This window comes from Streptomyces sp. Tek67B01, from assembly GCF_055231995.1.
On sequence record NZ_JBUYUY010000001.1, the window covers coordinates 165,801 to 186,832 of the forward strand.

At 67.9% G+C, this 21,032-nt stretch carries 15 protein-coding genes and 3 pseudogenes; 15 read left to right on the forward strand and 3 right to left on the reverse strand.

The genetic code is table 11. The features are described from left to right. The first annotated feature begins 458 nt into the window (after positions 1-458). From ACV7NM_RS00880 to ACV7NM_RS00905, 6 genes are all read left to right on the forward strand, one after another. The gene (locus ACV7NM_RS00880; protein ID WP_463408376.1) at positions 459-1,730 is read left to right on the forward strand and encodes a helix-turn-helix domain-containing protein; all 1,272 of its coding nucleotides are present in this window, start codon (positions 459-461) and stop codon (positions 1,728-1,730) included. A gap of 589 nt (positions 1,731-2,319) precedes the next feature. Beyond that, positions 2,320-2,739, forward strand: a complete 420-nt coding sequence (locus ACV7NM_RS00885; protein ID WP_463408377.1) for a phage holin family protein — start codon at positions 2,320-2,322, stop codon at positions 2,737-2,739. Beyond that, the gene (locus ACV7NM_RS00890; RefSeq protein WP_463408378.1) at positions 2,736-3,224 is read left to right on the forward strand and encodes a DUF3618 domain-containing protein; all 489 of its coding nucleotides are present in this window, start codon (positions 2,736-2,738) and stop codon (positions 3,222-3,224) included. Before ACV7NM_RS00885 ends, ACV7NM_RS00890 begins: the two co-directional genes overlap by 4 nt. 302 nt (positions 3,225-3,526) lie before the next feature. Continuing rightward, positions 3,527-5,071: a sigma-70 family RNA polymerase sigma factor gene (locus ACV7NM_RS00895; protein ID WP_463408379.1), complete on the forward strand. Its 1,545-nt coding sequence runs from the start codon at positions 3,527-3,529 to the stop codon at positions 5,069-5,071. 609 nt (positions 5,072-5,680) lie between these two features. After that, positions 5,681-8,056 (forward strand): non-reducing end alpha-L-arabinofuranosidase family hydrolase, encoded by a 2,376-nt coding sequence (locus ACV7NM_RS00900; RefSeq protein WP_463408380.1) that lies wholly within the window; start codon positions 5,681-5,683, stop codon positions 8,054-8,056. Positions 8,057-8,096: 40 nt separating this feature from the next. Further along, positions 8,097-10,721, forward strand: coding sequence for an RICIN domain-containing protein (locus ACV7NM_RS00905; protein WP_463408381.1), 2,625 nt, complete (start codon positions 8,097-8,099; stop codon positions 10,719-10,721). A 746-nt stretch (positions 10,722-11,467) separates the two neighbouring features. On the opposite strand, the gene ACV7NM_RS00910 is transcribed toward ACV7NM_RS00905, so the two are convergent. From ACV7NM_RS00910 to ACV7NM_RS00920, 3 genes and pseudogenes are all read right to left on the reverse strand, one after another. Beyond that, positions 11,468-12,673 (reverse strand): cytochrome P450, encoded by a 1,206-nt coding sequence (locus ACV7NM_RS00910; RefSeq protein WP_463408382.1) that lies wholly within the window; start codon positions 12,671-12,673, stop codon positions 11,468-11,470. Further along, positions 12,673-13,194 carry a cupin domain-containing protein gene (locus ACV7NM_RS00915; protein WP_463413799.1) on the reverse strand — a complete coding sequence of 174 codons (522 nt, stop codon included), beginning with the start codon at positions 13,192-13,194 and terminating at the stop codon, positions 12,673-12,675. Before ACV7NM_RS00915 ends, ACV7NM_RS00910 begins: the two co-directional genes overlap by 1 nt. Before the next feature lie 164 nt (positions 13,195-13,358). Further along, positions 13,359-13,589 (reverse strand): annotated as a pseudogene (locus ACV7NM_RS00920) (type III polyketide synthase); the annotation flags it as partial. 460 nt (positions 13,590-14,049) lie between these two features. Between ACV7NM_RS00920 and ACV7NM_RS00925 the strand changes: the two are divergent. From ACV7NM_RS00925 to ACV7NM_RS00965, 9 genes and pseudogenes are all read left to right on the forward strand, one after another. Next, positions 14,050-14,418, forward strand: coding sequence for a hypothetical protein (locus ACV7NM_RS00925; protein ID WP_463408383.1), 369 nt, complete (start codon positions 14,050-14,052; stop codon positions 14,416-14,418). 231 nt (positions 14,419-14,649) lie between these two features. Then, positions 14,650-14,952, forward strand: a complete 303-nt coding sequence (locus tag ACV7NM_RS00930) for a chaplin (protein WP_463408384.1) — start codon at positions 14,650-14,652, stop codon at positions 14,950-14,952. 156 nt (positions 14,953-15,108) lie between these two features. Beyond that, positions 15,109-15,273, forward strand: coding sequence for a hypothetical protein (locus ACV7NM_RS00935; protein ID WP_463408385.1), 165 nt, complete (start codon positions 15,109-15,111; stop codon positions 15,271-15,273). A gap of 80 nt (positions 15,274-15,353) precedes the next feature. Next, positions 15,354-16,411, forward strand: a pseudogene (locus ACV7NM_RS00940) (IS110 family RNA-guided transposase); the annotation flags it as partial. A 113-nt stretch (positions 16,412-16,524) separates the two neighbouring features. Continuing rightward, a pseudogene (locus tag ACV7NM_RS00945) lies at positions 16,525-16,754 on the forward strand (transposase); the annotation flags it as partial. A gap of 321 nt (positions 16,755-17,075) precedes the next feature. Further along, entirely contained in the window at positions 17,076-17,615 is a 540-nt protein-coding gene (locus ACV7NM_RS00950; protein WP_463408386.1) for a WXG100 family type VII secretion target, read from the forward strand. After that, positions 17,615-18,754 carry a hypothetical protein gene (locus ACV7NM_RS00955; protein WP_463408387.1) on the forward strand — a complete coding sequence of 380 codons (1,140 nt, stop codon included), beginning with the start codon at positions 17,615-17,617 and terminating at the stop codon, positions 18,752-18,754. The genes ACV7NM_RS00950 and ACV7NM_RS00955 overlap by 1 nt, the downstream gene beginning before the upstream one ends. Before the next feature lie 31 nt (positions 18,755-18,785). Then, positions 18,786-19,250 carry a hypothetical protein gene (locus ACV7NM_RS00960; protein ID WP_463408388.1) on the forward strand — a complete coding sequence of 155 codons (465 nt, stop codon included), beginning with the start codon at positions 18,786-18,788 and terminating at the stop codon, positions 19,248-19,250. Positions 19,251-20,726: 1,476 nt separating this feature from the next. Next, entirely contained in the window at positions 20,727-20,879 is a 153-nt protein-coding gene (locus tag ACV7NM_RS00965; protein ID WP_463408389.1) for a hypothetical protein, read from the forward strand. Positions 20,880-21,032: the final 153 nt, after the last annotated feature.

Sequence of the window (21,032 nt, forward strand, 5' to 3'; positions counted from 1 at the left end):
TCGCCGACGCGATCAAGGCGGGCGCTCTGCGCCATTGAGGCATGTGAGAGATGTTCGGCGTCATCGAGGGGCCAACTCCTGAGTGGTGGCGTAGGGGGAAGTTCCCCGTCGTACGGACGCTTCCATTTTCACTGGCATATTTCGAAGTAATGCGCATCGAAATGTGAATCGTTCAGGTGATTCGGACATTCAACCATTTGGCCCGATGGAAAATACGACTGCCAACAAAATAGCTTGGGAGGAATTTCCGACAGCTCGATGAGCGTGCTCCGCGTCGCACCCCCAAGGGGGCGACCGAACAAGGGCTGTGGACAGGGGGCCGTGCAGCTACGGCCGCCATCGACCCCTCTGCGGTACGACGGAAATGCACCCACGACACGGGGCCAGATAGGGGATCCGTACCCCTTAGGCCGTGGCAATCTGCTGACCGGCAGAACTCGAGTGGAGGTAGCAGTTCCGTGACGGCGTACGTCAATCCCACTATCAGAAGGCGCCGGCTCGGAGCGGAGCTGCGCCGACTCCGGGAAGCCAGCGGCCTGAAGATGCAACAGGCCGCCACGCATCTGCTGGTCTCCCAGCCCAAGCTCAGCCTCCTGGAGAACGGCCACCGTCGCATCAACCCACGCGATGTCCGTGATTTGTGCGCGCTCTACGGCGTCCGGGACCGGAAGATGGTCGACTCGCTGATGGAGATGGCCAAGGAGTCCCGCCAGGAAGGCTGGTGGAGCACGTACGGCGACATTCCCGACAGCTCCTACATCGGCCTGGAGGACGAAGCCGCGTCGGTCCGCTCGTACGAGCCGCTGGTAGTACCGGGCCTGCTGCAAACGCCCGCCTACGCCCGTGCTCTCATCGCGGCGACGCTCCCGCTCCCCACCACCGAACAGGCGGCCGCGCGTCTACAGGCACGCCTGCGCCGCCAGGACCGGATCGCGAAAGCCTCGGACCGCCCACTGCGCTTGTGGGTCGTGCTCGACGAGTCGGTGCTGTGGCGCGTCGTCGACAGCCGCGAGGTCATGCGCGACCAGCTGGAGCACCTGACCTACATGAGCACACAGCCACACATCACGATGCAGGTGCTCCCGCACTCTGCGGGAGCACATCCCGGAGTCTCCGGGCAGTTCTCGATGTTTGAGTTCGCCAATACCTCCGAACCCGGCGTGGTGTATCAGGAGAGGTTCACCAACAACCTGTACATGGAGAAACGTTCCGACGTAGAGGCCTACCAGGACATGTACGCGCACCTGCAGGCACTGGCGCTGAGTCCCGCGAGCACACGCCAATGCCTCACCGACGTCATCCGGAAGTACACGAGCACGGGCTCGGGGCCCACCGTTCCCGGATCCGGGGCCCACGCGAGCTGCGGACGCAGGCGACAGGACGTGGTGTCGGCGACTTCCTATCCCCCGCCTTCGGCGGCATGTGCGGAAAACTGGGCAATCGTCGAAGCCGGCTTGCACCTGCCCGGCACGGACGCGTGGATCATCGACCGCAACCACGGGGAGACTTGCCCTCCCTCGCCCCCTACACCGGCCGGCCTCGCCGGATCCGCGTCCACGCCCGCGACCGCGACCTCGGCAACCGGATCGAGATCACCGAGGACGACAACGACAACCGCTTCAAGCACCACCTCACCCACGTCAGGACCACCGCCACCACGGCCCTGCACATCTCGCGGCAGAGCGACGACAACTCCGGCACGACCCTGCGCTGACGACACACTGTTCTGAACGGATTCAGCGTCTCGTCACAAACGATCAGGAAGAGGTGTCAACCCCCACCATGAGCGTGGATAACCGCCGGCGGGGCGCACGGCTGCGGCTGCCGGCACCTCGGGCACGGCGGTGAAGTCGCTGTCGAACGCGGTCGCGAAATAGCGCGTCGAGTGCCCCACCCCCACGAAGTAGGTTCCGCATAGTGATGTCGAGGACCGACCCGCCAGCTCCTCCTTACCACTCCAAGCGCACGGCCGCCGCCGCGGCGTTCGACGTGCCCAGCCTGCCTCTCGTGGCCGTGGGCGGATGCCGCGTGCGGCGCGCCGACGGTGCCGACGGCGGTAGGGCGGATGCACAGCGGCGCCCCCCTACCCGCCGACGTCGCCGCCTGCAGCGCCAATCGGCGTCGCGACCGCCAAGCAGCGGTGGGAATGCCTGTGAGTGACCGTCGGGTGACCGGCACGTTGCGGGGTATGCGCGTCGTGACCCCACTGGTAGTACTGCGCTCCCGCTGACCGGTGCGGCAACCGAGGAATGAAGGCCGGGGGCCGTCATCCTGATGGGAAAGGCTTCAGACGAGCAGGTCGAGGAAGGTGAGGACGGTATGAACGTTGACGAAAGCAGCCCAGGCCACAGCAGTGCCGGCGAGTCGGTGGGCGACCTCGTCTCACGGGCGTCGCAACAGATCTCGCAACTCGTCCGGGAAGAGATGCAGCTGGCCCGGGCGGAGATGACCGAGAAGGGCAAACGCTTCGGCGTGGGCGGCGGCCTGTTCGGCAGCGCCGGCCTCCTCGGCATCCTGGCCGCCCAAGCCTTGGTGGGCGCCGCGATCGCTGCTCTGGCCCTGCTCCTGCCCGTCTGGGCCTCGGCCCTCATCATCGCCGCCCTGTTGGCGGCCGTAGCCGCGGTACTGGCGGCAAGTGGGAAGAAACAGATCACCAGGGCCGGCACCCCCGCGCCTGAGCAGACCATCGACAGCATCAAGGCCGACGTGGCCGAGATCAAGGAGAAGGCACACCGATGACCGACCACTCCCACGGCGCGGGATCCACGCCGTCTACCGAAGAGTTGCGCGAGCAGGTCGAGAACACCCGCGAGGAACTCGGGAAAACCGTGGAGGCGCTGGCGGCCAAGGCCGACGTCAAAGCCCAAGCCCAAGAGAAGGCAGCCGAGATCAAGGAGCAGGCGGCCGAGAAGGCCACACTCGCCACCGAGCAGCTCCGGGAAAAGGCGGCGCAGGCCGCTCGGCTGGTCAAGGACAAGACACCGGATCCGGTCCTCGACAAGGCAGCCCGCGCCGCGGCCCAGGTGCGCGACGGCGCGACCCACGCCGGGCACCTCGCCGCCGAGAAGGCCCCCGACCAGCTCCGCGATACGGTGGCAACCGCCGTGGCCATGGCCCGGACCAACCGCACCCCGCTACTCGCCGCAGCTGCGGCGTTCGTGGTCTTCCTGCTCCTGCGTCGCAGCCGCAGCCGCAGCCGCAGCCGCAGCCGCAGCCGCAGGTGAAGCATCCAAAATCTCCCCCAAGCCGGTCAGACTGGCGCTCGGAGCCCCCAGCGGCGTGATCACGGCGCGCCCTTCAAGCAGGCGGTCCGGGGCCGGAGTTGTCTCCTTCCGAGATCGTCGGCTTGAATGGGCCGCCGCCAATTGGCCGCCCGCGACCGCACCCGCCGTACCGGGCCCTCCAAGTCGGCACGGGCCGGTCCATTGACGCAGGGCACAGGCTTTGGGCGCATATCTTCGCCGCCGTTAGGGTGTGGCGTCGTACTCGGCGGATCGCTCCCTTGCAAAGGTTGGGAATGGGGCTCATGGATGCGGACCACGCGGGGCTGGTCGTCGCGGCGCAGGCTGGTGACGATCGAGCGCGCGAGGAGCTGATCGCCACCTACCTGCCGTTGGTCTACAACATCGTCCGGCGAGCGCTGAGCGGACACGCCGACGTCGACGACGTCGTCCAGGAAACCCTGCTGCGCGTGGTGCGCGACCTGCCTGCCCTACGCGCCCCCGAGAGCTTCCGCTCCTGGCTGGTGTCGGTCACGCTCCGCCAGATCAATACGCACTGGCAGAGGCAACGCGACTTCGCCGGCCGGACCACGGTCATCGACGAGGCACTCCGGATACCGGATGTCGGCGCCGAACCCGAGGACGTGACGATCCTGCGTCTGCACGTGTCGGACGAGCGCCGCCGGGTTGTCGAAGCCGGCCGGTGGCTCGACCCGGACCATCGGATGTTGCTGTCACTGTGGTGGCAGGAATGCGCCGGCTTGCTGAGCCGTGACGACATCGCCGCCGCGATGGGGCTCACGGTCGCCCACGCCGGAGTGCGTCTGCAACGCATGCGCGAGCAGCTGGAATTGTGCCGGACGATCGTCGCCGCGCTGGAGGCCGACCCGCGCTGCCCGCAGTTGGACGAGACCGTCGCGGGCTGGGGCGGTCTCCGTGCATCGGTGTGGCGCAAGCGAATCGCGCGACACACCCGTGACTGCCCCGTCTGCATGGCGACGACGACAGAACAGGTGCCTGCCGAACTGCTGCCCCTCGCCCTCACGACGCTGGCCGTCCCGACCGGACTCATTGCCGCGTTGGCCGCCAAGGGCCTGCTGTCGGGTACGGCCGCGAGTTCTGCCGGGCTCGCCATGGCACCCGCCGCCGTCGGCACGGCGACGGGTGGAGGCACTCTGCACAGCTCGTTGATCGGCAAAATGCACGCGGTGGCCGCTCATCCGGTGGTGAGCCTCGCCACCTGCGCGGTGCTCGTCGCCGGGACCGCCACCTACGCGACCTGGCCCGAACCGGAGCATCGGGTGCCCGGCGTCACCGCCGCCCCCACGTTCGGCAATCCCACGCCGGTCCCGTCGCGCACCACCACGTCGTCGGCCGGACCCTCCCCGGTGAGTCCGTCCGCCGTCGCAGGCACTGTTCCGCTGGGCGCTCAGTCGCTGGAGTCCGTGGACGAACCCGGCCTGTACCTCACGTATGCCGACGACTTCGCGACGCTCGGCCGCCTCTCCGCGTCCAGCAGCGCGCAGACACGGCAGCGTGTCACCTTCACGGTCATCCGGGGGCTGGCCGACACAGGATGCGTCACCTTCCGGGCAGCCGACGGCCGCTATCTACGCCATCGTGACCTGCGCCTACAGCTGAGCACCAACGACGGCAGCGAACTGTTCCGTGAAGACGCCACCTTCTGTCCGCGCCCCGCGGCGGCCACCGGGTCGGTAACCCTGCACGCGCACAACTATCCCGGATCGGTCCTCCGCCACCGCGACGGCGGCATCTGGCTCGATGGCTCGGACGGCACGCGGGCCTTCGCCGGCCAGGCTTCCTTCATCGTGCGCACGGGCCGGGGTTGAGCACCGCTCCTTGAGCATTCCGCACCGAACCGCGCAGTGACAGCCGGCGACCCCGCGCCAGGATCCAGCACCAGGGCGTTCTAGACCCGGCAGTGAGCGCCGGGCCGGGCCGAGCCCGGCTTCGATCTGCATTCATCGACGGCCGCCTCGCCGTGACCGGCTTGAAGGACCGATCGCCGCAACCGCCGCCGGTACCACTCCAAAGCCCTTCACTGATGATCAGGGCGGACACCCCTTCCACGGGCGCGACCAGACCGTAGGGCTTGTCATAACACTTTCTGCCTGCGAGATGCCTCACTGAGCAATCGTCCGGACAGCGCGAGATTTCCGTTACGAGAACGCGAGTTCGGAAGCCTCCATTTCATGGGGTGTCCTTCCCTCCGCTCACCTTGATGAGCCGGCGTGGCAGGTCCCCCGACTTCCACCGTCGACGCATCTCCTGAAGAAAGCCCGTCCAATGACGCGACACACCCACTCACCCCGGCCGTCCGGTACGCGGGAGCGGCCCTACGTCCTGCACCGCACCCATCCCGCAGGGGATCAGGCCGTACCGGCCGATGCGCGCACGATCACGGCACCCAAGGTGACCCGCGAACCCCGAGGAGAATCATGAAGGGCATGCACCGACTCGGCCGGCGGCGCCGGAACTTGACGATAGGACTGTCGGCCGCGGCGCTGGTGGCCGGTGTCGTGACGCTTCTCCCCAGCTCTGCCGGAGCCACAACACCCCTGGGTACGCAGGCGGCGCCTTCGGGCAGGTACTTCGGCACCGCTGTGGCCGCCGGCAGGCTGGGCGACTCGACGTACGCCGCGATAGCGGACCGGGAGTTCAACATGATCACCCCGGAGAACGAGATGAAGTGGGACGCCATCGAACCGTCCCGCGGCAACTTCAACTTCGGCCCCGCCGACCGGATCGTCAACCATGCGATGGCACACGGTCAGCGCATGCGCGGCCACACCACGGTCTGGCACTCGCAGCTCCCGTCCTGGGTCAGCTCCATCGGCGATGCGAACACGCTGCGCAACGTGATGAACAACCACATCACCACCGAGATGACCCACTACAAGGGCAAGATCTACGCCTGGGACGTGGTCAACGAGGCGTTCGCCGACGGCTCCACCCAACACCGCAGCTCGGTGTTCCAGAACGTGCTGGGCAACGGCTTCATCGAGGAAGCGTTCCGCACCGCCCGCGCGGCCGATTCCTCGGCCAAGCTCTGCTACAACGACTACAACATCGAGAACTGGTCGGACGCCAAGACCCAGGGCGTCTACAGCATGGTCAAGGACTTCAAGTCCCGCGGCGTGCCCATCGACTGCGTCGGGTTCCAGAGCCACTTCGGCACCGGCGGGCCGCCGTCCAGCTTCCAGACCACCTTGTCCAACTTCGCCGCCCTGGGCGTTGACGTCCAGATCACCGAGCTGGACATCGCCCAGGCGTCGTCAACGCACTACGCCAACACCGTCAAGGCCTGCCTGGCCGTCGCTCGGTGTACCGGCATCACTGTATGGGGCATCCGCGACAGCGACTCCTGGCGCAGCGGCGAAAGCCCCCTGCTGTTCGACAACAACGGCAACCCCAAGGCCGCCTATACCGCCGTCGTGAACACCCTCAAGGCCGCCCCCGGTGCCACCGGCGGGGCCGGTACCGCGGCAATCAAGGGCGTCGCCTCCGGTCGTTGTATCGACATCAACGACTCCACCACCGTCAACGGCACGCAGGCGCAGCTGTGGGACTGCAACGGGCAGACGAACCAGCGCTGGACCTACACCTCCGGCAAGCAGCTGATGATCTACGGCAACAAGTGCCTGAGCGCCATGGCCGACGGCACCGGCAACGGCACCGCGGTGGTCATCTGGGACTGCAACGGCGGCCCCGGCCAGCAGTGGAACATCAACACCAACGGCACGATCACCGGAGCCCAGTCCGGGCTGTGCCTCGATGCCGTCGGCGCGGCCACCGCCAACCGCACCAAGATCCAGCTGCACTCCTGCTGGTCCGGCGGCAACCAGAAGTGGACCGGCCTGTCCGGCACGTCGGCCCCGACAACGCCCGCGCCGGCGGGCGGCACGTGTGCTCTTCCGTCGAGGTACCGATGGACATCGACGGGTGCGCTGGCGCAGCCGGCGAACGGATGGGCCTCGCTGAAGGACTTCACCACCGTGACGTACAACGGCAAGCACCTGGTCTACGGGTCGAACTTCTCGGGATCGTCGTACGGCTCGATGATGTTCACTCCCTTCTCCAACTGGTCGGACATGGCGTCGGCCGGCCAGACCGGCATGAAGCAGGCCGCGGTGGCTCCCACGCTGTTCTACTTCGCGCCCAAGAGGATCTGGGTGCTGGCATACCAGTGGGGTCCGTGGCCCTTCATCTACCGGACGTCGAGCGACCCGACGAACCCCAACGGCTGGTCCGCGCCGCAGCCGCTGTTCACCGGAAGCATCCCCCGCACCGACTCCCCCACCGGCCCGATCGACCAGACCCTGATCGCAGATGAGAAGAACATGTACCTGTTCTTCGCCGGTGACAACGGCAAGATCTACCGGGCGAGCATGCCGATCGGGAACTTTCCGGGCAACTTCGGCTCCTCGTACACGACGATCATGAGCGACACCCCGGACAACCTGTTCGAGGCGCCGCAGGTCTACAAGATCCAGGGCCAGAACCAGTACCTCATGATCGTCGAGGCGAAGGGTGCGAACCAGGCCCGCTACTTCCGCTCGTTCACGGCCTCCAACCTGAGCGGTTCGTGGACCCCACAGGCCGGCAGCGAGAGCAACCCCTTCGCGGGCAAGGCCAACAGCGGTGCCACCTGGACCAACGACATCAGCCACGGTGACCTGGTCCGCAACAACCCCGACCAGACCATGACCATCGACCCCTGCAACCTGCAATTCCTCTACCAGGGCAAGTCCCCCGCGGGCGGCCCCTACGACCAGCTGCCGTACCGGCCGGGTGTCCTCACCCTGCAGCGCTGACCCACCCGATCCACGGGGACATGCAAGGAGAACCCTCCCTATGAAGAACCCCACGAACGACGGACGCCGCGGGCGACACCGCCGTCGCTGGACCGCGACCGGACTGCTGCTCGGTGTGCCCGCCGTCCTCGTGCCGTATCTCCTGTTCATACAGGAGGACTCGCAAGCCGCGACGGTCGACGGCGATGCCTACTACCGGCTGATCTCCGTACGCAGCGGCAAGGCGCTGGACGTCAACGCCTTCTCCACCGCCGACGGCACCCGCATCCAGCAGTGGACCGACCAGAACACCGCCAACCAGCAGTGGAAGCTGCGCTCCACCGGGGACGGCTACTACGAGCTGGTGAACCGCAACAGCGGGAAAGTGCTGGGCATAGCAGGTGATTCGATCGCCCAAGGGGCCGCCGCCGAGCAGCAGACCGACAGTTCCTCCACCTCCCAGCAATGGCGGATCGACGAGATGAGCGGTTCCGACGCCGTCATCCTCACCTCCCGCAGGAGCGGTCAGGTCCTGGACGTCTCCGGAGGCTCCACGGCCGACGCCGGGGCAGTCATCCAGTACCACGGCACTCGCAGCACCAACCAGCAGTGGAAGCTAGTGAGAACGGCCGGGACCCAGGCATCCGGGGCCGGACCGTACGCGTGGAAGAACGCCCAGGTGGTGGGCGGCGGTTACGTCACCGGGCTGGTGTTCAACCCGCGGGAGAAGGGTCTGCTGTACGCGCGCACCGACATGGGCGGCGCCTACCGCTGGGACAGCGCGGCCGAACAATGGATCCCGCTGACCGACTGGCTCGGCGAGAAGGACTGGAACCTGCTGGGCATCGACGCACTGGCCACCGACCCCGTCGACCCGGGCCGGCTGTACCTCGCGACGGGTACCTACACCAACGACTGGGCCGGCAATGGCGCGATCCTGCGCTCCAATGACCGGGGCCGCACCTTCCAGCGCTCCGACCTGCCGTTCAAACTGGGAGGCAACGAGGACGGCCGAGGGGCGGGCGAACGACTGGCGATCAACCCCGCGGACAACGGCACCCTGCTCCTGGGCACCCGCAAGAACGGCCTGTGGCGCAGCACCGACCACGGCGCGACATGGAGCCAGGTTCCCTCCTTCCCCGTCAAGGGCGGGGCGAGCAGCGGCGCGGGCATCTCCTTCGTGACGTACGGCCCGGCCGGCAGCAAGACGATCTACGTCGGCGTCGCCGACACGTCCACCTCCCTGTACCGCTCCACCGACGGCGGCAGCACCTGGCAGGCCGTCTCCGGGCAACCCACCGGCCAGATGCCGCAGCACGGCGTGCTCTCCGGTGACGGCTCGCTGTACCTGACGTACACCACCGCCCTCGGACCCAACGGCGTGACGGCGGGCTCGGTGTGGAAGCACACGCCTGCCGACGGGGCGTGGAAGAACGTCTCCCCGTCCCAGGGCAACTACGGGTTCTCCGGCCTGGCCGTCGACCCACAGAAGCCCTCCACGGTGATGGTCACCACCCTCGACCGCTGGTGGCCGCAGGACGAGATCTACCGGACCACCGACGGCGGCACGACCTGGAAGGCTCAGGCCGCGAAATCGGAGCGGGACGCCTCCGGCGCTCCCTACGTCGGTACCGGCATCGGCCACTGGATGACCGCCCTGGCCATCGATCCCTTCAACTCCGGGCACATGCTGTATGGCACCGGCAGCGGCATCTGGCGCAGCAAGGACGCCTCCGCCACCGACAGCGGCGGTACCAGCCACTGGGCGGTGGGGGCGCGGGGGCTGGAGGAGACCGCGCTGGCGGACGCGATCGCCCCACCCGGCGGTGCCACTCTCATCACCTCCATGGGTGACCAGGGCGGTTTCCGCCACGACTCCCTGACCAAGGAGCCCACCGGGCAACTGAAGAACCCGCTGTTGACCAACAGCACCGACATCGATTTCGCCCAGTCCAACCCCGCGGTGATGGTCCGCGTCGGCCGTGGCGCCGAGAAGGACGGCGCCTACTCCACCGACGGCGGCAGTACCTGGAACGCCTTCGCGTCGGAGCCGGCGGGCAGCGCCGACAGCGGCCATGTGGCGCTCTCGGCGGACGGCTCCGCCATCGTCTGGACCGAGGCCGGTCAGGTCCCGTACCGCTCGACCGACAAGGGGGCGAGCTGGTCGAGGGTCGGCGGCCTGGGCACCGACGCCGTGGCCGTCGCCGACCGCTCCTCGGCCAAGACCTTCTACTCACTCGCCGGCGGCACTCTCTACGCCAGCACCGACGGCGGCGCGACCTTCACCGCCCGAGCCACCAACCTGCCCACAGGCCGGCTCACTGCCGTCCCCGGCATCGCCGGGGACCTGTGGATCGCCGGCAGTGCCAAGGGGCTGCTGCACTCCACCGACGGCGGCCGCACCTTCACCACGCTCACCACGGTGCAGTCCGCCTCCGCCCTCGGCTTCGGCAAGGCTGCACCCGGTGCCTCCTACCAGGCCTTGTACATGATCGGTACCGTCAAGAACGTCACCGGCGTCTTCCGCTCCACCGACAAGGGCGCCACCTGGCTCCGCGTCAACGACGACGCGCACCAGTGGGGCGGCATCGGAGGCGTCGGCGTCATCACCGGCGACCCCGACACCTTCGGCCGCGTCTACATCGGCACCAACGGACGCGGCCTCCAATACGGCGACCCGTCCTGACCCGAGCGCCCGAGCGGGGCCGCAGGCACACAACCGCCTGCGGCCCCGCCATGGCTGCGGAACATCGCTTCGTCCTGCACGAACTCCTGGCTCCGGGCTGTCGGGACGATGCGGCGCACGACCGGTATCGCCTCGGCGGCCTGGGCGAACAGCGGTTCCGCCGGCGGACGCAACAAGGCCCCGCCACTCCCCCGAATCCCGAGCCCAGAGCCAGGGCCCAGGGCACCTGCGCAACCTGCGCCGACGAGGGCGTCGGACGGCCCTCGGTACCTTCGCAGCTTCACCCGCGCCGCTCATTCACGGCGCTTATGGACGGTGGCGTCGTGCCGGTGAGGCCGACGCTTGTGGGGCTACCCGGGGCGCCTCAGGCTGCGGGGCCCATGTCGCCCTCATCGGGACTGCGTGGACGAGTTCGACACGCCGGGAAGATCACGGTTTGGCCCCCTGAAGAGCGACACCTGGGGAGAATCAAAGAGCGCCATCACCATTCTTCTAGCACGTGCAGCACCGCTTCCAGGCAGGCTGTCCCTTGTCATTCAATCGAGGCGCTTTGACAGCGAACCCAGCCGAATCGACTTCCCTGATAGTGAATCCAGTCGTGAGGGGTGATAACGCTGGGGGCGTTGTGTGTCGGTATCGGCTGGGACGGACGGGGTGGGCACGAACCGACCACTGGCCTGCGCACGGTACGGCCAGCCGGCCGCTGCCGGAGCGCCGGTCTGCGGCCCCGGCTCCGTCTCGTGGGCCTACCAGGTCACCGGCAGTCCCACCGGCCCGCGGATGAGCACGTCCTTCTGCCAGACCACTTCGCCGGGATCGACGGCCAGCCGCAGGTCCGGCAGCCGCTCGACCAGCGTGGTCAGGAGCAGCTCCGCCTCCAGCCGGGCCAGCAACGGTGCCACGCAGTGGTGGGGACCGTAGCCGAAGGCCAGGTGGGGCCGGCCCTGGCGATCGATGTCAATGCGGCCCGGCTCGGGGTAGCACGACTCGTCCCAGTTGGCCGCCACGTACGAGACGTACACGGCCTCGCCCCGGCGGATCCGGACCCCGCCCACTTCGACGTCCTCGGTGGCGACGCGTGGCTGTCCCACTCCGTGCTTGTGCGGAATCCAGCGCAGCAGCTCCTCCACGGCCGCCGGCACGGCTCGCGGGTCCGACCGTAGCCGGCTCATCAGGCTGTCGTCGGTCAGGAGTACGTACATCATGTTCGAGGTGTGATTGCGGACGGCGTGCCAGCCGTTCAGCCCCATCAGCACCGCCAGGGCGAGCATTTCCTCTTCCTCGATCCGGCCACTCGCGACCGCGGCTGCCAACGTGTTCGTGAGATCGGCCTGCGGCCGGGCCCGGCGCTCCCGGTCCAGCTCGCGGAACAAGGCGCGGGCGGCCTCCTTGGCCTGACGGGCCCCCTCAACGCCAGCCTCGTCCGTCGCCCTCGTCAGCACGGTGTCCGCCCAGACGCGCAGCCGCGGCCGGTCGGCCTCCGGCACGCCCAGCACCGCTCCGATGACGTGCAGGGGGAACGGCGAGGTCACCTGCCGTAGGAGGTCCGCGGGCGGCCCCGACGCCACCATGCGGTCGATCAGGTCGTCGAGGACAGCCTGCGCGCGCGGACGCAGCCCCGCCATGCCCGAGCGGTTGAACGCCGAGGAGACCACGGAACGGACCCGGCTGTGGTCGGGGGGATCCACGAAGCTGACCGCCCGGTCCAGCGGCACGAGGTACCTGTTCATGCTCGGCAGCGGCCGGCCGACGATGTCCCGGCTGAACCGGGGATCGGAGGTGACGAACCGGACCACGTCGTGCCGCGTCGCCAGCCAGCACTCACCAGGAGTCCCGTGCAGCAGCCGGACCCGGACGACCGGCGCTTCCCGCAGTGCCTCGCGGAGGAACGGGTCGAAGTCCAGCGCCGCCAAGTCGACGGCCTCGTACACGGGGGGAGCGGTGTCCCGCATCACTGGCTCCTCTCCGGCCGGTCGTGGCGCAGCGGGGTGAGCTGCTCGATGTCGTAGCGGCGGCGCAGGGCCGCGATGGTGGTGTGGTCGGTGGGTCCGTCGGCGGACAGGATGTCCATGAGCTCCTCGAAATACCGCTCGTGGTCCGGCGGCGGGGACGACTGGAAGAACATCCTCGCCGGGGCTTCGGTGCGATTGGCGAACGCGTGCGGGCAGCCCGGCGGGACCACGATGACCGTACCGGGTGTGGCGCGGACGACGCGGTCCCCTTGTGTGGACCGCCACCCGCGCCAGCAGTCGGGAGTCCGCGCGCGCGGCTCGAAGGTGAGGACGTCGAGTTCCCCTTCGAGTACGTAGAAGAGCTCCTCGCTGCGGGTGTGGAGGTGCGCGCCGACGTCGAAGCCGGGCGGTACGACGACCTCGAAGCTCGATGCGCTGCGCGACTGTTCGCCGGTCACCTTGAACGTCACCTGCTGCGCGGCGGTGCGCAGCGTGCGGCCACCGCGGGGCGGCACGATCAGGCCGCCAGGTGGCCGCGGGGCCGTGGGGGATGTGGCGGATGTGGTCGTAGCGTCTGCTTCGGGAAGGGTCACGGCGTACGGCTCCAGCGGCCCAGTGTCATCTCGGCGGTGATGCCCGGCCCGAATCCGGCCAGCAGGCCGCGCTCCCGGTCGGCGGCGCCACCCTCGGCCTCTGCCGCGTAGCGCCGATTGCGCTCTTCGAAGCCCGGGTGTGCGAGCGTCTCTTCGACCGGTTGCACCAGGTGGCGGGTCCGTACCCCGGTGTTCTCGATCAGGCGCAGCGAGAGGCCTAGTTGGGGGTAGTCGGCATGGCGCGAGCGCACGAGCTCAAGCGTCTCCTCCATGGTGATGACGTACTCCGGAACTGACACGGCAGGCCGACATAACGTCGCCATGCAACACCCTCTTCCCCGCGGGCCAGCCAGAGTGCCCGGTCAGGCTTCACTCGCTGAGTAACGATCACCTTCGGTACGGGTCACAGCGGTTCGCAGCCGGCACCGGCCATCCAACTCAGTCGCCACAGGGCTGGGGGCGGGACGGACGACGCCACGCCGCCGTTTTGACAACGAAGTTAGTCGCCGCAGGTCAGCGCTCTTCGGCGGGCTGAGTTCGTTGGCAACGGACACAGGTTGCACCAGCTCGATGCAGCTCTATCGCGAGTTACTCACCCTCGGATACACCGGCGGCTACCGCAATGTGAAGTGCACCGTGAGGGCCATCCGGAAGGGCATCGCCGTCCCTGCCCGCGCGGTGACTCCCAGCACCCGCGACACCACCTCGTGGATCATGCGCCCCCCAGGAGACACTCGCCCCGTCCTGCGAATCCCGAGAACCACTCGCCGCAACGAGGACCCGATGATTGATGAGAACTCCCCCGTGTACGTGGCTCATTTCGCCCGCACCCCGTTCCAAGTGCTTGGCGGCAAGGGGTGGCAGAAGCGGGTCGCCTTCCGGGTTGACGGGGAAGGAGTGCTGCTCGGTAGAGCTCCCGCGCGGTACGACCGCCAACTCGCTTTCGTGCCGTGGAGCGACATCACCACGATAGTGGTGTGGTTTCAGCGCACGGCCGGACCCGGAATCCGCCACATCGGAGTACAGCGCAAGCCGGGGACCCCGCACTTGCCCGGCATGAACAGCCACCTCAGCCACGAGCAGGCCCAGAGGCTGGCTCCCCATGTCGACTACGAACTGTTTCTCGCCAGCCGCCCCATCAACTTCTGGTGACTCGATCCTGAACGCCTCCAGGCCCCGGTGGTCGCATTTGCACCGCACGTTCCCGTCCTCGTGTATTCGCAGCCGCACCTCTCGTAGTGGCGTCCGCGTCCCCATCCAAAGCACCTCCGGTTCGGCGGTCGGACGTTGCCGGGTCACTGGTTTGGCCCATTGCCCGTGACGGACGGGCGGCTGGGGCGGTTGTGGGGTGCATTGTCCAACTGAGAGATCAAGGAGATCTTGATGTCGCGTTTCACCAAGGCCATGGCCGTTACCGCCGCCGCCGGTGCTCTCCTGGCAGGCGGGGCCGGCATGGCCGCCGCCGACGCCGAGGCCGAGGGCGCTGCCATCGGCTCCCCGGGTGTCCTGTCCGGCAATGTCGTCCAGGTGCCCATCCACATCCCGGTCAACATCTGCGGCAACACCGTCAACGTCGTCGGCGCCCTCAACCCGGCCTTCGGCAACGTCTGCATCAACAAGAGCGACGGCGACAAGGACGACCGCTACAAGGCCGAGCACCACGACGACCACCACGACGGGTTCTGACAGCACCAGGTTCTGGATGTGGCGCTTTCATCAGGCCGCCACATCCAGCGTCGCGCAGCCGCCGCGTGTACCGCTTGTACAGATCGGCCTCCCCCGCATCCTCCGGGGGAGGCCGCTCCCATGACGGGATCCAGCACGGTGTAGCCGAACCTGTACGTGAACCCGGTCGCGCACAAGCACTGCAGCGGCGAGGAAGCCCACCGGCAGCAAGGGGCCATTCGTCGTATTGGCCGCATCCTCGGCAAGGTAAAGGTCGACGACTTCCCCGTCGACGTTGTCGACGGGGAAGTCGTCGAGGATGCCGAGATCGTTCAAGACTGACCCTCGATTGAGCAGGACTTCCCCAATCGGGAAAGTCCCGTGAATTTTGGCGATACCAACCCCCGCGTCCATGCGTCGACGGCACTGTCCTGGTGATCGTGGACCAGCCCGCGTCCATCGGCACCCTGCCCCCGACCGTCACCCGCGACGCGGGCTGCGAGGTCGCATACCTGCCCGGACTCGCGATGCGACGGATCGCCGACCTCTACCCGGGAGAGGCAATAAAGCCGACGCAGAGGACGCCGCGGTGATCGCGGACGCCGCCCGGACGATGCCCCACACCCTGCGGTCACTGGACCTGACCGACGAGATCACCGCCGAGCTCACAGTGCTGACCGGCTTCGACCAGGACCTCGCGGCCGAGGCGGCCCGCACCAGCAACCGGATACTCGGCCTGCTCACCCAGTTCCACCCGTCACTGGAACGCGTACTCGGCCCCCGGCTGGACCACCCGGCCGCCCCCTGGCTCCTCGAGCGCTACGGATCCCCGACCGCCCTGCGCAAGGCCGGCCGGCCGACGCAGGCTCGTCGAGCTGATCCGCCCCAAGGCTCAGCGGATGGCTCAGCGGCTGATCGACGACGTCTTCGACGCCCTCGACGAACAGACCGTCACCATTCCCGGAACCGGCACCCTCGACATCGTGATCCCGCCACTGGCCGCATCGCCCCCCGCGGTCCACGACCAACGCCCGGCACTCGAAGCCCAGATCAGCACCCTGCTGGAGGCGCACCCTCTTCACCAGGTCCTGACCTCGATGCCCGGAGTCGGAGTCAGGACCGCCGCAGCCATGCTGGTCACCGTCGGCGACGGCACCGGCTTCCCCAGCGCCGCCCACCTCGCCTCCTACGCCGGCCTCGCCCCCACGACAAAATCGTCCGGAACCTCAATCCACGGCGAACACGCGCCACGAGGCGGAAACCGGCAGCTCAAACGCGCGATGTTCCTCTCCGCCTTCGCCTGCATGAACGCCGACCCGGCCCCTCCCCCACCTACTGCGACCGGCAACGAGCACGAGGCAAAACCCACACCCAGGCACTCCTGCGACTCGCCCGCCAACGCATCAGCGTCCTGTTCGCCATGCTCCGAGACGGCACCTTCTACGAATCCCGAAATCCCACCATCACCCTCGCCGCATGACCACCCCAAACAACCCCATACCCGACACCACGTCCTTGACGAAGGACATCGAGACACCCCCCGCGCCCCGGGGCCGGACCACCCCGCGTCGGCGGGGAGCACACTTCCTGAACTGGCCTTTTCTAAGCGCCATGTTGCGGGCGGCAAAGATCCACTGGTCTCGGGCGGTGATCGACTCCAGCCATGTCGGGCCGCTCGGCGGCCCAGAAGCGCACCCAGCCCAGTCGGCCGTGCTCGGCCGGGCAGCAAGCACCACCTCATCGTCGACGGCCAGGACATCCCACTCGCCGTCTCGTTGACCGGCGGAAACCATAACGACCTCACCCAACTAATACCGCTGCTGAAGAAGATGCGAAGCGACCTCTGTTCGCTCATGCAGGCGAGTGGCCATGTCGTCGCGGGGCACTGGACGGCCTGTCAGTCGAAGTCACACGTACGGCATGAGCGCTTTGAGTCACACCCAGGCCGCTGGGGTTCCCGATCGGGCAAGGTCCCGACGGCTACCCGCCCACCGAGCCGGTGGGAGCACGGGCTCTCCGCCTGCCGCGTTCGGGGAAGACGTCTGGGCCATCCACGTCACGGCTCGCCATGAGGGCCGTTCCCACTGGCCCGGCACACCCGGTTAGGCTGCTGAGCGTACGCGCACCACCACGGGGGATTCCATATGAGTGACAACAAACTGCCCGAACCATCCCAGCTGCCGCTGACTCCGGACGAGCTGAAGAAACACAACTCCTCCTGGGCGGGCGGCGTGACCAAGGCCCCGCCCGCAGACAGCTACCACGACCCGCTCGTCCCCGTCCCCCTTCAGCAGACCCCGTTCCAGGAGCCATACCCGCTCCTCAAGCCTGCTCCCAAAGCCGGGCCACACCAGGACGGCGAGGTCCTGAAGATCGAGCCGTCCATCCTCACCAAAGCCGCCGGCAGCGCGGACGAGATCCACACCGCCTTCACCGAGCCCGCCGCCGCGCTCGAAGGACCCGCGCAGACGGCGATGTCAGCCACGGCGGGCTGGGAGACCGCCTTCGCCCTGCGCGCCGCCCACAAGCAGTGGGAGACGCAGGCCGGCACGGTGGCGGGCTGGCTCGCGCAGATCGCGGAGAGCCTCCGGGTCGGGGCACGGGACTACACGAAGACGAACCACGAGATCGAAGAGGCCTTCCGGGGGATCAAGCCCCGCAAGTCACTGCTGGAGGGGCTCTGATGGCCTCGTTCTACCGCGAGATCCTCGACACCGACCTCGGGCCGCTGCAGAAGCTCGCAGACCAGTGGCGCACCTCGCACGACGCGATAGGCAAGCTCGGCAAACGGGTCCACGACGAGATGCTCCAGCCGCTGCGGGACAAGGGCTACTGGGAGGGCGCGGCGGCCCCGTACGCCTGGCGGATGATCGACGACATCGAGCGTCAGCTGGACGACGCCACCAAGGTCGCGGCGGCCGTGATCGGTGTCCTCGACGCCGCGTTGGGCGAGCTGAAGAGCGTAAAAACCGAACTCGATGGCGCGGTCCGGCGCGCCGGCGAGCGGGGCCTGCACATCGACTCCAGCGGCGCCGTGTCGACATCCATGATCCACGGCGAGTGCAAGGTCATCGAGAAAGGGTCCGACGACGCGAAGGCGATTGAAACGGCCCAGCGGGAGCTCGTGGAGATCGTCAAGCGCGGCATAGCTGCCGACCAGAACCTGTCGTTCAGCCTGATGTCGGACGTCGGCCTCGGCGAGTGGTTCAACGCCAAGCCCCAGCACCAGAACATCGACTCCACCAACACGATCGGCTACGAGGAGTACAACGAGCTCAACCGCGCCATCCAGGGTAAGTCCCCATACCAGCTGCCCAACAGCGACGACCCTTACGACCTGGGCTTCGGATGGCTCCTCGGCGAGGGCCCGCGCGACCGGCAGTACCAGGCCGGGGACGAGATGACCGAGCTCATCCGCCAGAGCGAGAGCATGAAGAAGCTCCGGGCGGACACCCTCGACGAGTGGCGCAAGGAGGGCAACGCATCGGGCACGGTCCACTACTCGATCTCCGACGGCGGTAAGATCGGCGCGCTCCAGAAGCTGATCACGACGGACATCCCCGCCATCGTCACCGGGGACCCGAAGCACCTCGGCGAAGCCTTCACGGGCTCCTACTCCCTGGACTACGACGTGCGGGGGCAGGACCCCGACGGCTCCCTGGTCGTGCAATACAAGTTGAAGAACGCCACCAGTAACGAATCGTTCCTGCACTTCATCGGCTACTACGACTGGCTCAAGAGCACGAACCGGGACGAGGGCGTCCTCTCCACCATCCGCCAGGAGATCACCTGGACGGAACGCATCCCGGCCGGAGGGAAGTAACCCCATGATTCGCCCCCTGCGCGCGCTTAGGTTGGCTGCAGCCCTGTCCCTGCTGACACTCCAGTTCACCGGGTGCGGCACCTCCAGCGCGTTCGAGCGCTGCATCCCGCCCGAGGCCACGGCCGCGGGCGGCAGCGAACTCGCCGGCATCTACCGGGGCGAACACGACGCCGAAGGCGTCAGCCTCACGCTCTCGCTCACCCCCGGCACCAACGGCGGCACCCTGACGGTGGAGAACTGGCCCACCGGCGACTACTACCGTGCGGAGCTGGGCGCCACCTTCAAAGGCTCGGGTACCTGGAATATCGACACCCCCTCAAGCCCCAAGGAACATCCCCTGCTCCACCTCCACTTCACCGAACCGCACGACTGGATGTCGGGTGACACGGTCGACCGTCTGTCCGTCGCCATGGACTCCACCAGGACGGTCCTATACGAGAACTCCGACCCGGACACATGCCCGAATTTCCGCCTGAACATCACCAAGACGAACTGACGCCTTACGAGGACCTGGAGAACCCATCCACGAGCGCCGAGTCGGCCGGCATCTGGCGTACGAACTCCACACCCGGCCGGTAACATTCGCGATCGCACGGGGATTGGTACGTCGGCCGGAAGCTTCCCGCACGCGGCTCACCGTGCGGGCCAGCTCTCCGCGGTCGCACTCTCGGGCGGAGTGGGTCCGGTAGCCGGTCCGACACCCCCTCCGGTGGCCACGGCATCGACGCCGGCCACCATGTGGCCGAGGAAGCACCCGGCCCGCTCGCCGCCGCCCTGGGCGACTTCTTCACCTACTGACAGCCTCGGTGCGCCGCCGAAACGGCACGCGTCCCCCACAACCGAGGAATTGTCCAAGAAGCTTCATGGTCGACGACGGAGTCTGAGCACCACAGTCGGCGAAGGACGCCAACTGTGGTGCTCAGTGTGCGACACGAAGTCGCACCACGTAAGTAGGGACGGCCACGTGAAGGAGATATCGCCCGGCTGAACTTCGGGCCAGTGTCCAGGGCCCGCCCCCCGCGCTCCCATGCGTCGCTGGTAACGGCGGGGTGTGAAGCGGAGCGTTCAAGCCCAAAAGCGTCCCGGCCATCGGGATGCAACAGTGAGGGGAAGGCTGGACGGGCGAAAGTGAACCGAGCTCCAGGGCGTTGACCCCGCGCTGCCAGGGAACCGTGTGGAGCATGCGCAGCATGGAACCGGCAGCAGGTCTCCAACCAGCTCCGCTCCATGCCGCGGGAGTACTACGCCTCCGCGCTGGCCGCCTTCGAGTCCTGGCGCAACGGTCTGTGTCGGCCGGAGGCCCACGAGCTCCTCAAAGCTGCTCCGACAACCATACGCGCTCCGCCCCGTCGGGCTCGTCCGAGGAGATCAGCTTGCGCGTTCGGCTCCGCCCCACAGCTATCCTCGCCACAGCAGCAGCCATGCTCCTGGCAACTCTCGCCGCTGCCCCACCCGCCGCCCCGCGCTCCCTGCCGCCTTCGGAAGAAGGCCTCAGCGTCATGTCGGACGAGGAGTACGCAGCCGCGCACGGACAGGACCGCGCAGATGGGGTGTCGTGTCCCCTCACCAGAACCCCTACCGGCGCTTGCGGGCCCGGGGCCGTGGGGAAACCGGGCCAAGACGAGGACGCCAATCCCTACCGATGGCGGGTGAACAGCCTGTCCTTGGGGCGAGAACGACGTCGCCGCCGTTCCGGCGACTTGGATCGTCAGCCAACCGCGTCGTAGGTACTTGACTACTGGCGGGAGGGGGTTATTTCCGACTGTGCGCTACTGCCGTCCTTGGCTCTCTTCTGGGGCGAGGAGCACACGGCGCAGTGCGGTGCCAGTCACCGTCCGCTCTTGCCGAATCGCGCGATCGCCTCCAGGGCCGCGTCCTGCATCGCGGGACTGCCTGTGTGTCCGGAGTCATCGATCACTTTCAGCCCCAGCGCGGCGTCGAAGGCTATCGGTACACGCCCCGGGCATACGCGATGTACAGCCCTGGCACCTCGGTCACCGTCTACGACCCGGGCCGGGCCTACGAGGTCGCCGAAGAACTCCGCGCGCAACGAGCCGCCGGCCGGGCCGCCGACAGCACGGCAGCCCCCGGCCCGGCCGAGGACGACGCAACGGATTCCCGCTGACTCGGTCGGGCCGGTCCTGACCTGGCTCGGAGACTGCACTGACGTACTCATCCGCGGACCGGTCGATCTGCCAGTGGCCTACGACGCCGCCGCTGCCTACCGCGCGCCACGGTCGGCAACCCCTTACTGCACATTCGTGCCTCCAACGCGCGG

What these genes read in the sequence shown, in the direction of transcription:
- ACV7NM_RS00885 (WP_463408377.1), top strand. Translation starts at nt 2,320, where the DNA reads ATGAACGTTGACGAAAGCAGCCCAGGCCACAGCAGTGCCGGCGAGTCG.
- ACV7NM_RS00890 (WP_463408378.1), top strand. Translation starts at nt 2,736, where the DNA reads ATGACCGACCACTCCCACGGCGCGGGATCCACGCCGTCTACCGAAGAG.
- ACV7NM_RS00895 (WP_463408379.1), top strand. Translation starts at nt 3,527, where the DNA reads ATGGATGCGGACCACGCGGGGCTGGTCGTCGCGGCGCAGGCTGGTGAC.
- ACV7NM_RS00900 (WP_463408380.1), top strand. Translation starts at nt 5,681, where the DNA reads ATGAAGGGCATGCACCGACTCGGCCGGCGGCGCCGGAACTTGACGATA.
- ACV7NM_RS00905 (WP_463408381.1), top strand. Translation starts at nt 8,097, where the DNA reads ATGAAGAACCCCACGAACGACGGACGCCGCGGGCGACACCGCCGTCGC.
- ACV7NM_RS00910 (WP_463408382.1), bottom strand. Translation starts at nt 12,673, where the DNA reads ATGCGGGACACCGCTCCCCCCGTGTACGAGGCCGTCGACTTGGCGGCG.
- ACV7NM_RS00925 (WP_463408383.1), top strand. Translation starts at nt 14,050, where the DNA reads ATGATTGATGAGAACTCCCCCGTGTACGTGGCTCATTTCGCCCGCACC.
- ACV7NM_RS00930 (WP_463408384.1), top strand. Translation starts at nt 14,650, where the DNA reads ATGTCGCGTTTCACCAAGGCCATGGCCGTTACCGCCGCCGCCGGTGCT.
- ACV7NM_RS00950 (WP_463408386.1), top strand. Translation starts at nt 17,076, where the DNA reads ATGAGTGACAACAAACTGCCCGAACCATCCCAGCTGCCGCTGACTCCG.
- ACV7NM_RS00955 (WP_463408387.1), top strand. Translation starts at nt 17,615, where the DNA reads ATGGCCTCGTTCTACCGCGAGATCCTCGACACCGACCTCGGGCCGCTG.
- ACV7NM_RS00965 (WP_463408389.1), top strand. Translation starts at nt 20,727, where the DNA reads ATGTACAGCCCTGGCACCTCGGTCACCGTCTACGACCCGGGCCGGGCC.